The following is a 13,278-nucleotide window of genomic DNA, read 5'->3' as shown; positions in this document are numbered from 1 at the left end:
GTCTGTTGACAAGATAAACTCACACTTGAGCAAATCAGTGATTACTTTTAATACCAATCCTCAATTATTTAGAAGGACTAAAACTAACGCTAACTTCGTTAAAATTTTCTTCGCTTCAAAATAATCGCTTAATTAAGAGGACTGGCATAGCAATCACAAATGCTTCCCTAGAATAGTCAAACTATAAGTCTGATCATCCATTTCTGCCACTTGAGGAAACTCACCCCATACAGTATAGCTATGCTGTTTAAATAACTTAATACTTGGAGTGTTATGCGAAAATACAAAACCAAGTAATACTTTCAAACCTATTTCTCGACCATGTTCTTCAGCAAATTCGAGCAGCTTTTTGCCTAACCCCTGACCACGTGCTTTGTGAGTAATATAAATACTAATTTCTTTACAGTTCTGGTAAGCCGGTCGCCCATAAAAGTCTTTATAACTTAACCACCCAAGCACATCTTCACCATCGCAATAAACAAAAATAGGCGAGCGCTTATTATGACTTTCAAACCAAGCCATTCGAGAATCAACAGTCACGGGCTCGGTGTCAGCTGTCACCATACGGCTGGCAATGGTTTCGTTGTAAATGGCAACTATCGCCTCTAAATCAGATGCTTGTGCATAGCGAATATTCATTACTTTTACTCTACAATGATCGTGGTAAACGAAGAATTCGTATCTTAAACTAGTCAAATAAAAAATGGGAAAACATATGTGTAAGTATTTATTAAGTTTAATGATTTTGTGCTATGCGCTGCTAACAACACCAGTGCAGGCAAATAGCTGCGATGACTTCACGAATGTCACAATGCGAAAACTACACTCTGAGGAGTCAGTAAATTTTTGCGAATTTAAAGATAAACCCCTACTAATTGTGAATACGGCTAGTAATTGTGGTTTTACAGGCCAATTTGAAGAACTTGAAGCTCTGCACCAAAAGTATAAAGACAAAGGCCTAGTAATAATTGGTTTTCCTAGCGATGACTTCTTTCAAGAAGAAAACGATGAAGCAGATACCGCAGAAGTCTGTTACGTAAATTACGGGGTAACATTCACAATGCTCTCAACCACAGCGGTTCGTGGTGATGATGCAAACCCTATTTTTAAGCACTTAAATGCAGAGACAAGTTCACCAAAGTGGAACTTCTATAAATACCTTGTTTCAGCAGACAGAAAAACGGTGCAACGCTTTAACAGCCGAACTAAGCCGCTTTCGGCAAATTTAACTCAAGCAATTGAAAATTCACTATAACCGTTGCGCGAGAAAAAATTCTATCTATACTAGAATAAACTATGAGTAAATATTGCTCAGACTTAGAATTATGGAGAATATATGACAGTTGCCAGTGCAAGACACATTTTAGTTGAAAGCGAAGTACTTTGCTTAGAATTGAAATCAGAAATAGAGCAAGGTGCAGATTTCGCAGAACTTGCAAAAAAACACTCAAGCTGTCCGTCAGGCCAAGATGGTGGTGAGCTAGGCGAATTTGGACCAGGTATGATGGTGCCAGAATTCGATAAAGTGGTTTTCTCTGCACCGGTTAATCAAGTACAAGGCCCAGTGCAAACTCAGTTTGGTTACCATTTACTAGAAGTAACAAGCCGAACTGAATAAACATCAATATATTCTAAAGCCGCTTTAGCGGCTTTTTTTATACCTATTTCAAAGGTATTTTTTCAATAAGCATAAAAGATAGGAGCCGATTTATGCACTTATATGGTTCTGACACCTCTCCCTACGCACGCCGCATTCGTATGTTTGCCAAGTATCATCAATTTGATTTACCTTACACTTGCCTAGATATATTTGCGCAAGCAGATCGACAAATCATGGTTGAGCACAATCCTACCCGTAAAATCCCATTTTTAACTGATGGCGAGCTAAACATCGCGGACTCAGGCTTAATCATGCGTTATTTAACTGAACAACATCAGGTACCTGAAATGACTTGGTGGCAAGCAAACCAACTAGTGCAGGTCGACGCTTGTAATGATTCATTAATTGAATTGTTACTTTGCCATCGTTCAGGCTTTGATACCTCTGAAAACAAACTATTCTTCAACCTTCAATATGAACGTATTGCAGCACTTTTAGCCTATTTAAATGAACAATGTGTGAAAGAAGCGTTTTTAGAAAGCAGTTATCTCAAGATCAGTTTATACTGCCTGCTAGATTGGATCTTGTTTCGTGATCTCTATAATTTGCAAGACTTTGCAGCTTTGGTGGCATTTCATCAAGTACAAAGTAATTTGCCTGGTGTAGCACAAACTGATCCTAGACATTCTTGATAGCTTAAACAGGATAAGATGATGAGCGAAATCGAAATTGAATCAGAATTAGTCACATTTGTTGAGCAAGCCCGCCTTGGAGCGCAAGTTTGGGCTTTAGGCGCAGAAGATGGTGGCGTCGTTGTTTGCGAGTCAAACCAGTTTGAAAATGCGGATGTCCTTTTGCTATGGGACAGTGAAGAAAAAGCAAAAGCACAATGTAAAGACGAGTGGCAAACATACTCACCTATGGCTATCGACCTTGACGAGTTACTAGACGAGTGGGTTGAAGATTTAAACGAAGACCAAGCACTATTTGGCTTAAACTGGAACGATGAGAACGTGTGTGTAGAAATCGAGCCTACTGGCTTAGCACGCGCTTTGTGTGACTAACGCAATCAAAGTTCCTTCGATAGCACGCACATAAGCTTGTGTGTGCTCTCCTCTGTGAATTGGCGGCATCAGTGGCTCCGCGCCGGCTTCAACCGCTTTATCATAACTCTCAATCACATTTTCACACTCAATACATAATTCAAACCCCAGTGCGGGCTGCTTTGGGTGGCTACGAATATAACTTTGCTTAAACTGCGCTTGTGCCAAAGGGTGTGAGGCAAAGCCAAGCGTCACCATACCTGTATCTAATTCACCATAATCAGCCGCTTCTGTCAGCGCTGTAGTCGCAAAACCAAAAGCTTGATAGTAAAAATCTAACGCCTCTTCAACTGAGTCGACATAAATGATTGTTTTTAAATACTGCATGTTTAGAAGTAGGTTAAAAATCGCTTAAACTAAGCATACTATTTGAACAGCACAAAAAAAAGCCAACTTGTTCAGTTGGCTTTAATTTATAAGTAGTATTCCGTTATATAAAGTTAAATATACTTAGCTAAGTACTTTTTAAAGATAGGATCTGTTTGCGCTAATTGCTTTTGCTCGTCTAGAATTTCTTTAAGCATAGCTTCAGAGGTTAATGGGTTGGCTAATACCACTCTGAAAACAACCGTAGGCTGATTATCATATTGTGCTGGTGTAAGGCGTGTACGAGAGACAAATGAGCGCCCAGCTTCACGCTGACGCTTTTGCATGCTTGCCGTGAATCGGTTTAATGCAGCATAAATGTCGATTTTCTCGTCTTCATTCGCATTGGCGATTGCCTGCTTAATTGCCTTAGGTACATAACGGTAAGTTAACAAACATAGCTCAGGCTCTGAAACCAACTCAAAATCTTCATCTTGTTTGATAAGCTCGGCAAAGTACTTTGCTTTCGCAATGCCCTTATCGATCAACATTTCATAGCCTTTACGACCAATCACACGTAAACAGGCATGCACCAGCATCGCCATGCCTGGACGGCTTCCCTCTAGCGTATGACTCCCTAAATCTTTAGAGCCCTTACGAAGAATATATTCAGCGTGATGTTCGATGGCATCTGTGGCATGCGGATCTTTAAACAGCACCATACCTGCGCCCATAGGCACATACATTTGTTTGTGCGCGTCAATGGTAATTGAATCCGCACGCTCAATGCCTGCTAATAATGGACGCGCATTGCTCGACAATAAGGTGGCGCCACCCCAAGCTGCATCAACATGGAAGTGACAGTTTAGCTCTTGAGCTAGATCAGCCATCTCATATAATGGGTCGATGTTACCTGTCTCCGTTGTGCCAGCAACCCCCACTAATGCCATGACCTTAATGCCTTGCGCTTCAAGCTCTAACGCTTTCTCACGCATGGCCTGAACATCAACTTTGTTATTATCACTGGTCTTAACGGCAATAAAATTGTCGCGGCCAATACCTAGAACATCAGCGGCTTTACCCAGTGAGTAGTGACCTCGTTCAGACACTAAAACCGCCAAGCCTTTGTAGCCATAATGCATCATAGCTGCAACCAGACCTTGGCTATTAATGCCTTTAAAGTCACCTTGTGGTTTTAATAAGCGATTTCGGGCGATCCAAAGTGCAGTAATATTGGCAACGGTTCCACCTGAACAAAACGCACCTAACGACGTTTTTGCACTGTGCATCCATTTGCTATAGAAAGACTCATCCGCACCATAAGCAAGGTGGTGCATCATACCCAACACTTGACGCTCTAATGGTGTAAATGCTTTCGAGGTTTCGATTTTTACTAGGTTCTGATTTAACCCCACCATGAGTTTTGACAAGGGTAAAACAAAATGCGGCAAAGCTGATGTCATATGCCCAATAAAGCTCGGGGAAGCCGTATGCACTGAATGCGCAACCAGCTGTTCCATAATATCTTGAGCATAGTCAGATACAAACATAGGCTGTTCTGGAATAGCAGCCGACTGAAAATCTTTTTCCACTTCGTGCAAAGGTTTTTCAATTGCAGCAATATTCTCGTTTAAAAAGCCCACCAAATTATTGGAGATTTCCAGTTCAATCTTGCTTAAAGTTGAATCTGGCGCTTCCGGCACCGTAAATATACGCATTAAAGTTTCATCAGAAGCTACAGCACAACGCTTAGGACCCATGTTTCTACCTAGTTAAACAAACCAACGATGGACGTAAATATCCTCATTGGCCTTATAATTCTTATATGACTAAACCGCTAACTGTACTTTAAGTTTTCATTAAAGTCTCGTTTTGCGCCTATAAAACTTAAACGCGCTTTCTATACTAGTGTAAAAGACGCAATCTTGAAGTGGACTTAAGTCAGATATTTGCCTAATATTTGGAAAAATAATGATCACTCTTCAAAGCTTTTTTGCTTTTTAGAATAAGGACTAACAATGATCAGAAGGACCTCGCCAGCAAATATTCTCTTTGCAGGCTTCTTTATATTTCTAACTTGCTTAGTGGGTTACGTTTATTACACCTACGAAACAACACGTACAGCCATTATTAGTGATATTGATGAACGCTTACTACATGCAGCTAAAAGTGCACAGCTTTTGATTGGCGAACAATATCATGATGATTTAGCTGCAATTCAACCTGAACAATACCAACGTTTAAGCAAACAACTTTCGCTTTTGGCTGATACGCTCAATGTCGAGTACGTCTATAGCATGGTATATGAGCAGCCTTTTGTACTTTTTACTTCATCAAGCTACACCAAAGAAGATGTTCAAGCTAACATGCTTACTCGCTTTTTAGACCCTTACCCTGAAGCAACAGTCACAAACAAAAGTGCTTTTCGCTCTACTGAGCCTGTATTTGAGATTTCAGAAGACCAATGGGGGCGATTTAAAACAATTCTTGTGCCATATATAAGCAATACAGGTAAAACTTACCTAGTCGGTGCTGACATAACTATGGATTCTGTGCAAGCGCAGCTCAATGCCAGCGTTACGCGTGCTATTCTCAGTGGTAGCTTTTTCTTTTTAATTGCAGTTTTGGTGGCTAGCTTTTACTTTATCCTATATCGAAAATCACTCACCACAGATCCACGTACAGGTTTTGGTAATCGCATTGCCCTTGAGCATGACATTAAACAACACAAAAGTGAGCACTTAAGTCTTGCCATTGTAGAAATACATGAACTAGAAAATATCGTCAGTTTTTACGGGGCGAATGTGGGCGATCAGGTCATGAACAAAGTAATGGGTTACTTTGCTACTCAGTCTAACTCTGTGTATGTTTACCGACTCGCAACATCAAAGTTAGTGTTATTTTGTGACAGCGAACGTGGCGAGCACTTTTTAAGTAATTTGGTACAACAGTTTCCAGCCAGCTCCCCCGTATTAAATCGGCCTCACCTTTATGTTCAGCTTAATGCAGGCATAGCAGAAGGCAATAAGTCTTTACTGTTAGAAAACGCCTATGTTGCTTGTCGACAAGCGGTTCAGCAAAAAGAGTTAGTGTGTATTTACAGCATTGATAAGCATGAAGCAAAGCAGTTACAGCATGCTCGCCTAGCGATGGCTAAAACACTTAACGATGCCTTTTCTCAAAATCGTGTGGTTGTTTATTTTACTCCGCGCTGCGCGCCGAACCATGGCAATATATGTCAGTATTTATGTAATGCCCGTGTACTCGATGAGCAAGGCGGTATCATTACCGACAACGCTTTTTCTGAGGTGGTGAAACAGTCCCGCATGGAAGGGCAACTCACACGACATATCTTTTCTCAATGTGTGACCCGATTTAGAAAATCGCGCACTGCTTGGTCAATTGCTCTGAGCTATCAAGATGCCTCTGACCCACAATTAATTGACTTTATCTCTCAAGAACTGCGTCGGTACCCGCAACCAAGCTTAATCACCTTTGAACTTGATGAACAAGACATACTCGATAACTTTAATGCCATGGCGGTTGCCATCAATATATTAAAGAGTAAAGGCGTGAAAATTTTGGTGAACTCAGTGAGCAGTGGCTTGCTTACTGTTAGCAGAGTGATGAAACTCAGCATTGATGCTATCAAGCTCGATGACGCTATTTCAACGCACCTAGAAAGTGATGAACAAGTACTGTCTTTTATCGAGCATTTAGTTCGTTTATGTAAAGACAGAGAAATGCACCTGATCGTCGGTAATGTAGAAACCGAAGTACAGCACAAACTTCTCTGTGCTGCTGGTGTCACTTACTTACAAGGGAGCTATATTGGCAAGGCTACGCCACATATCAAATGCCCCGAAGAGCATGCGACATATCAGGCGAGTGCATAGACCTTTGGGCCTCAATGTAAAAAAGGGCTAGATAGCCCTTTTTTGATGAGTTTGAAGACAAACTATATTTTAGTGCGTTAAGTCTAATTGCAAACGCGTACTCGATTGCCCGCTTGCCCAGTATTTACGCTCGAACGGTGTAATAGCCGAGTCACTCTCATAAGCTTCAACCGCAACTGAGTGGCCTGCTAGTTCAAGTGCTCGTGCAAATTCTTTAACGTAAATATCCCAATTAGAGCGTACTTCTAAAATACCGCCTAGTTTCACAATAAATGGGAAGACGGGTGCACCATGCCAACGCCTGCCGATGTGCTTAGCTTTAGGCCAAGGGTTTGGGTATAACAAGTAATGATGCGTTGGCTGCCAACCTGCTTCTAGCGCAAGGCGCCAAAAGTCGTTTAAATCAGCCTGAACTAAAATATAGTGCCCTGATTCAGTTTGCTTATATTCCACATCATGTTTATCTAAGCGGTGCGACGACTTATCGATACCAATCACCAAGGCATCAGGGTGCAGCTTAGCTAAGTTGGCAGTGCTTTCACCTACCCCGCAGCATGAATCTAAAATCAAAGGCCCATTAAAAGCTTGAACCTTTTCATTGACCTCATCAAACGCTTTTTGCGTATGTTCGGCAATGGGCTTTTTAAATTCTGCCACTAGGTGCTTTTGTACTATTTCATCGAGCTTTTCATGTAGCCCAAGTTGGTTTGAAACAATGCTTCTCGAATTTGCTTCACTCATCAGTGACGTAACCCTATTCCACGGCGAATTAATGTCAGTGCCGTAATAAATAAACCAGTAATTAGCACTAATAATACCGCAAATGAGGTGTAAATGCTGACATCAGACACACCTAAAAAGCCAAATCTAAATGCATTCACCATATAAATGATCGGATTTGCTTGCGACACACCTTGCCAAAACTCAGGCAACAGCGTGATAGAGTAGAATACACCACCTAAGTATGTCAGTGGCGTCAGGACAAACGTTGGAATAATACTGATGTCGTCAAAGCTGTTTGCATACACAGCGTTGATGAGACCACCTAAGGCGAATACTGCCGATGTCAGTACCACAGTGGCAATGATCACAAACACATTATGAATTTGAATATCAACGAAAAACAAAGACACAATTGTGACGATTAAACCTACTAGCATGCCACGAGCCATACCGCCGCCCATGTAACCAAGCACAATAATGTAATTTGGCACGGGCGCCACTAACAGCTCTTCAATGCTCTTTTGGAATTTAGTTGAATAGAAGCTTGATGCCACATTTGAATAGGAGTTGGTGATCACCGACATCATAATCAGACCCGGTACAATAAACTCCATATAGCTAAAACCGCCCATTTCGCCAATACGAGAGCCGATTAAACTACCGAAGATCACAAAATATAAGGTCATAGTGATCGCAGGTGGCACTAAGGTTTGCACCCAAATACGTAAAAAGCGGATGCACTCTTTGATCCAAATGCTTTTTAACGCGACTGAATAACGACTTAAACTCATGCTTCACGCCCCTGCTCTAGTAAACTTACAAACAATTCTTCTAATCGGTTGGCTTTATTTCGCATACTCAGTACAGTATTACCATGCGCTGATAACTGTGAAAACACCTCGTTTAACCCCTGAGATTTTGCCACTTCAACCTCTAATGTGTGGTCATCAGTCATGACGAACTCATAACCCTCTAAGGTGACGGGCTTCACAGGTGACTGTAAGTCGAGCACAAAGGTTTCTTTGTCTAACTTAGCAAGTAAAGCTTTAATCGTGGTGTTTTCAACAATCGCACCTTGGTCGATGATGGCGATGTTTTTACACAATAGCTCCGCCTCTTCAAGGTAGTGAGTTGTCAGAATAATAGTTACCCCTTGTTCATTGATTTCCCTTAAGAAATCCCACATTGAGCGACGTAGTTCAATGTCTACACCCGCGGTTGGCTCATCTAAAATAAGCAACTTAGGTTCGTGCATTAATGCGCGCGCAATCATCAAGCGACGTTTCATACCACCCGAAAGCGTACGCGCTTGCTTGTCTTTCTTATCGAACAGACCCAGCTTTTTTAAATATTTCTCGGCACGCTCATGGGCAAGCTTACGTGGCACACCATAGTAACCCGCTTGGTTCACTAAAATTTGGTTCAGAGTTTCGAACTGAGAAAAGTTAAACTCTTGCGGCACAAGACCTAGTTCTTGTTTCGCGTCTTCAAGTTTTGTATCAATTGAATGACCAAAAACTTCAACTGTGCCTGCGGTTTTATTTACCAATGATGAGATGACGCCAATGGTGGTTGATTTACCTGCACCATTAGGGCCAAGCAGCGCAAAAAAATCGCCCTGCTCTACTTGCAAGTCGATGCCTTTTACCGCCTCGACGCCATTTTTATAGACTTTGCGTAAGCCTTGAATATTTAATGCGATGGTCATGTTATTTGTGGTCTCCATAACCCCAACGTTTAGTGAGTGTATGTTCGATATTGAGATGGTCTAAAATTCGCGCCACCATAAAGTCGACAAGGTCGTCGATCGATTCAGGTTTATGATAAAAACCCGGTGCAGCAGGCATAATGGTCACGCCCATCTGACTCAGCTTGTGCATATTTTCTAAGTGAATTGAGCTAAATGGCGTTTCGCGTGGCACTAAAATCAGTTGCCCACGCTCTTTAATCACTACATCAGCCGCACGTTCTAATAGGTTATCTGATGCGCCTACCGCAATCGCCGATACAGAACCTGCACTACATGGGCAAACCACCATTTTTTTCGGTGCCGCTGAACCAGAAGCCACCGGACTAAACCAGTTGTCTTTACCAAATACTTTTACTTGCTCAGGCCCAGCTTTTACTAATTCACTTAACTGCTCAGTGCATTTTTGCTCATTGCCAGACAACTTTATATTTGACTCGGTATCAAGCACCACACGCGCAGCGCTCGAAATAAGCACATAAACTTGGTAGTTCATTGCCACCAGCACTTCGAGTAGACGAAGACCATAGGGTGCGCCCGATGCGCCACTAAAAGCCAGTGTAATGGCCTCTTTATACTGTTTCATTTTTAAACCTTTAAGCTCGACGTTGGCAACCTAGCTAAATTTAGCCTGCAACGCTGCCAATAATTTTTGATGGATACCCGCAAAACCACCATTACTCATGATAAGAATATGCTGGCCTGCCTGTGCGTTTGCACACACCTTCTCAATAATAGACTCAATCGTGCTATCGCACTCTCGCCCTGCTTCTTGGGCTTGGGCCTTCAGCGACCAATCTAACCCTTCAGGTTCGAATAAATACGCTTTATCAGCCTGTTCAAGTGACGCCAACAAGGTTTGTTTGTGTACGCCCATTTTCATGGTGTTAGAACGAGGCTCTAAAATAGCAACGACCTCATCACCGCCTACTTTGGCTTTTAAGCCTGCCAAAGTGGTTTTAATTGCAGTTGGGTGATGTGCAAAGTCGTCGTAAATACGAATACCTGCTACTTCACCGATCAACTCCATGCGGCGTTTTGGTGATATAAACTCAGCTAAGGCATCAATCGACACCTCAACTGGAATGCCCACATGACGTGCTGCAGCAATGGTCATCATGGCATTTTTCACATTGTGCTCACCAATTGCGTCCCACGTCACAACTCCTTGTACTTCACCGTGTAAAAGCACTTCAAACTGCGAGCCGTCAGCTGAGAGTAATTGATAATCCCAATCGCCTTTTAACGTTTCTTGTTCACTCCAGAAACCGCGCTCAACCACCTCTTGTATAGGCGCATCACCCGCCGGATAAATGGCTTTGCCTTTACCGGGTAAAGTACGAATAAGATGATGGAACTGTGTTTGAATGGCGTTGAGATCCGCAAAGATATCCGCATGATCAAACTCTAGATTGTTCATGATCAGCGTACGTGGCAGGTAATGTACAAACTTACTGCGCTTATCAAAAAAGGCCGTGTCGTATTCGTCTGCTTCAATCACAAAAAACGGCGTATCACTGACCCGTGCCGACACCCCAAAGTTTTGCACTATGCCACCAATTAAAAAACCAGGGCGCAAACCTGCGTATTCTAACACCCAAGCCAACATACTCGCCGTCGTGGTTTTACCATGCGTGCCCGCCACTGCTAGCACCCAACTGTCACGCAGTAAATGATTTTTCAGCCACTCAGGGCCTGAAGTGTAATTTAAGCCTTTCTCTAACACATACTCAACGCATGCATTACCACGGCTCATGGCATTACCAATCACCACCATATCTGGCGCAGGGTCTAGCTGTTTAGGATCGTAACCTTGAGTGAGCTCAATACCCAATTCTTCAAGCTGAGTGCTCATGGGCGGATAAACGTTTTGGTCTGAGCCTGTCACTTTATAACCCAAAGACTGAGCAATGGCTGCAATGCCGCCCATAAATGTGCCGCAAATACCTAAAATATGAATGTGTTTATTATTGTTGTTGCTCATAAACCAAGACCTTGGGTGAAGAATATATGGTTTGCCATATTACTTTATTTAAACTTAATGTGGGCAAAATGAATAAAAAAAATGCCAGTCTTAGACTGGCATCTTCTATCTTATATTTGTACCTACTTTTGCAGCTAGGGATTGTGCATGTATGAAGCCAACACTCGTACTTAGTAAAAGTAACGAGTAACCCCTATAGATTTCGCTGTGTACGAAGGCGGCAATCGAATGAGTGCCATGAGCATAGTTTTACTATGTTATTGGCCGCAATGAGAGCAGCCAACGCATGTACGCAGCGAAAGATAACCGCCATCAATATCCTATAGATTTTGTTACGTACGTAGGCGGCAAATATATAAAAATCATGAGCATAGTTTTACTATGTGATTGGGTTTTATATATGCAGCCAACACCCGTAAGTAGCAAAATATGACGGATATTTAAACGCCGTACTGGTCGCGGTAGGCCTTAACTGCTTCTAAATGCTCGCCCATTGAGCCTTGCTCTTCTAGGTAAGTAATTAGGTCAGCAAGTTTCACGATTGATACCACTTGTGTACCAAAGTCACGTTCAACTTCTTGAATTGCAGATAATTCGGCTTTACCTTTTTCCTGACGGTCTAGGGCAATTAAAACACCTGAAAGATCAGCACCTGCCGCAGCAATGATTTCCATTGATTCACGAATTGCAGTACCCGCTGTGATCACGTCATCAACTAACATGATACGACCTTCAAGTGGAGAACCTACTAAGCTACCGCCTTCACCGTGGGTTTTTGCTTCTTTACGGTTAAAGCAATACGGTACGTCTTTGTTGTAGTGATCAGCCAGTGCAACTGCTGTCGTTGTTGCAATTGGAATACCTTTGTACGCAGGGCCAAATAGTAAGTCGTATTCAATGCCTGCATCTTCAAGTGCTGCTGCATAAAAACGACCTAAGCGCGCCAAGTCACGGCCAGTGTTAAACAGACCCGCGTTAAAGAAATAAGGGCTAGTACGGCCAGATTTTAAAGTGAACTCACCAAACTTTAATACCTGCTTCTCTAGAGCAAATTCAATAAACTCTTTTTGATATGCTTTCATGTCAACTTAACCCTACTTAAATTATGCCAATGCTTGTTTTTGAATATCGATGATTTCGCGAATTGAATGCTTCGCTAAACCTAACAGCTCATCTAATTCTTCAAATGAGAACGGTTCGCCCTCTGCAGTGCCTTGTACTTCAATCAGCTTGCCTGTTTCTGTCATGATCACATTCATGTCAGTTTCAGCTTCTGAATCTTCTAGGTATTCAAGGTCAGAAATCGCTTGGCCTTTGTAAACACCCACAGAAATTGCTGCAATCATAAACTTCAGCGGGTTATTGTTGATCATGCCTTTTGCACGCATGTTAGTCAGCGCATCAACCAATGCCACACATGCACCGCTGATAGACGCCGTACGCGTACCACCGTCAGCCTGAAGCACATCACAATCGATTGTAATGGTGTTTTCGCCAAGCGCTTTTAAATCAACCGCAGCACGAAGCGCGCGCGCGATTAAGCGTTGAATTTCCATTGTGCGGCCGCCTTGCTTGCCTTTCGCAGCTTCGCGGTTATTACGCGTATGAGTAGAACGTGGCAACATACCGTATTCAGCTGTGATCCAACCTTTACCTTGGCCTTTCATAAAGCGAGGTACACCGGCTTCAACCGTTGCTGTACAAAGTACTTTTGTGTTTCCGAACTCAACCAGCACTGAGCCTTCGGCGTGCATAGTATAGTTACGGGTAAAGGTCACAGGCCTAATTTGATTTGCTGTTCTTTCACTTGGACGCATCCACGTTCCCCTATATTCAAAATTTTCAATATTATAAAGGGTCATGCGCTATCTTGCCACGGACATTTGTGTTAATTCGAGCTATAACTTACTCTCAACAAA

General features: G+C 42.4%; 15 protein-coding genes. 5 read left to right on the top strand and 10 right to left on the bottom strand.

What is annotated here, in order from left to right; all coding sequences use genetic code 11:
* Positions 1 to 153 precede the first annotated feature (153 nt).
* Positions 154 to 639 carry a GNAT family N-acetyltransferase gene (locus C1E24_RS01220; RefSeq protein ID WP_138477993.1) on the bottom strand — a complete coding sequence of 162 codons (486 nt, stop codon included), beginning with the start codon at positions 637 to 639 and terminating at the stop codon, positions 154 to 156.
* A gap of 76 nt (positions 640 to 715) precedes the next feature.
* Here C1E24_RS01220 and C1E24_RS01215 point away from each other — a divergent pair, with 76 nt between their 5' ends.
* From C1E24_RS01215 to C1E24_RS01200, 4 genes are all read left to right on the top strand, one after another.
* The gene (locus C1E24_RS01215; RefSeq protein WP_138477991.1) at positions 716 to 1,255 is read left to right on the top strand and encodes a glutathione peroxidase; all 540 of its coding nucleotides are present in this window, start codon (positions 716 to 718) and stop codon (positions 1,253 to 1,255) included.
* An 81-nt stretch (positions 1,256 to 1,336) separates the two neighbouring features.
* Positions 1,337 to 1,618 (top strand): peptidylprolyl isomerase, encoded by a 282-nt coding sequence (locus C1E24_RS01210; RefSeq protein WP_138477989.1) that lies wholly within the window; start codon positions 1,337 to 1,339, stop codon positions 1,616 to 1,618.
* Positions 1,619 to 1,710: 92 nt separating this feature from the next.
* Positions 1,711 to 2,292 (top strand): glutathione S-transferase family protein, encoded by a 582-nt coding sequence (locus C1E24_RS01205; RefSeq protein WP_138477987.1) that lies wholly within the window; start codon positions 1,711 to 1,713, stop codon positions 2,290 to 2,292.
* Between the two features lie 21 nt (positions 2,293 to 2,313).
* Entirely contained in the window at positions 2,314 to 2,664 is a 351-nt protein-coding gene (locus C1E24_RS01200) for a DUF2750 domain-containing protein (protein WP_138478029.1), read from the top strand.
* Here the strand turns inward: C1E24_RS01200 and C1E24_RS01195 are convergent.
* Both C1E24_RS01195 and panP read right to left on the bottom strand, forming a co-directional pair.
* Complete coding sequence (locus tag C1E24_RS01195) at positions 2,641 to 3,030, bottom strand: VOC family protein (RefSeq protein ID WP_138477985.1); 390 nt, start codon at positions 3,028 to 3,030, stop codon at positions 2,641 to 2,643. The genes C1E24_RS01200 and C1E24_RS01195 overlap by 24 nt on opposite strands.
* Before the next feature lie 113 nt (positions 3,031 to 3,143).
* Positions 3,144 to 4,769, bottom strand: a complete 1,626-nt coding sequence (gene panP, locus C1E24_RS01190; RefSeq protein WP_138477983.1) for a pyridoxal-dependent aspartate 1-decarboxylase PanP — start codon at positions 4,767 to 4,769, stop codon at positions 3,144 to 3,146.
* Between the two features lie 258 nt (positions 4,770 to 5,027).
* On the opposite strand from panP, the gene C1E24_RS01185 reads away from it, so the two are divergent.
* Entirely contained in the window at positions 5,028 to 6,905 is a 1,878-nt protein-coding gene (locus C1E24_RS01185) for an EAL domain-containing protein (protein WP_138477981.1), read from the top strand.
* A 69-nt stretch (positions 6,906 to 6,974) separates the two neighbouring features.
* Here the strand turns inward: C1E24_RS01185 and trmB are convergent, their stop codons facing one another.
* The 7 genes from trmB to rph form a co-directional block, all read right to left on the bottom strand.
* Positions 6,975 to 7,646, bottom strand: a complete 672-nt coding sequence (gene trmB, locus C1E24_RS01180) for a tRNA (guanine(46)-N(7))-methyltransferase TrmB (RefSeq protein WP_138477979.1) — start codon at positions 7,644 to 7,646, stop codon at positions 6,975 to 6,977.
* Positions 7,646 to 8,419, bottom strand: a complete 774-nt coding sequence (locus C1E24_RS01175; protein WP_138477977.1) for an ABC transporter permease — start codon at positions 8,417 to 8,419, stop codon at positions 7,646 to 7,648. Before C1E24_RS01175 ends, trmB begins: the two co-directional genes overlap by 1 nt.
* Positions 8,416 to 9,336 (bottom strand): ABC transporter ATP-binding protein, encoded by a 921-nt coding sequence (locus C1E24_RS01170; RefSeq protein ID WP_138477975.1) that lies wholly within the window; start codon positions 9,334 to 9,336, stop codon positions 8,416 to 8,418. The genes C1E24_RS01175 and C1E24_RS01170 overlap by 4 nt, the downstream gene beginning before the upstream one ends.
* A 1-nt stretch (position 9,337) precedes the next feature.
* A complete protein-coding gene (locus C1E24_RS01165; protein ID WP_130255467.1) occupies positions 9,338 to 9,961 on the bottom strand; it encodes a flavin prenyltransferase UbiX in 624 nt (207 codons plus the stop codon).
* A 30-nt stretch (positions 9,962 to 9,991) separates the two neighbouring features.
* The gene (gene mpl / locus C1E24_RS01160) at positions 9,992 to 11,359 is read right to left on the bottom strand and encodes a UDP-N-acetylmuramate:L-alanyl-gamma-D-glutamyl-meso-diaminopimelate ligase (RefSeq protein WP_138477974.1); all 1,368 of its coding nucleotides are present in this window, start codon (positions 11,357 to 11,359) and stop codon (positions 9,992 to 9,994) included.
* A 440-nt stretch (positions 11,360 to 11,799) separates the two neighbouring features.
* Positions 11,800 to 12,441 (bottom strand): orotate phosphoribosyltransferase, encoded by a 642-nt coding sequence (pyrE, locus tag C1E24_RS01155; protein ID WP_138477972.1) that lies wholly within the window; start codon positions 12,439 to 12,441, stop codon positions 11,800 to 11,802.
* A 21-nt stretch (positions 12,442 to 12,462) separates the two neighbouring features.
* On the bottom strand, positions 12,463 to 13,176 hold the full coding sequence (gene rph / locus C1E24_RS01150) for a ribonuclease PH (RefSeq protein WP_058031002.1): 714 nt from the start codon (positions 13,174 to 13,176) through the stop codon (positions 12,463 to 12,465).
* Positions 13,177 to 13,278 lie beyond the last annotated feature (102 nt).

It is taken from the genome of Pseudoalteromonas phenolica, assembly GCF_005876835.1.
Taxonomy (GTDB): Bacteria; Pseudomonadota; Gammaproteobacteria; order Enterobacterales; family Alteromonadaceae; genus Pseudoalteromonas; species Pseudoalteromonas phenolica_B.
Note: the sequence above shows the minus strand (reverse complement) of the source record. Positions and strands in the feature narration are given on the sequence as shown.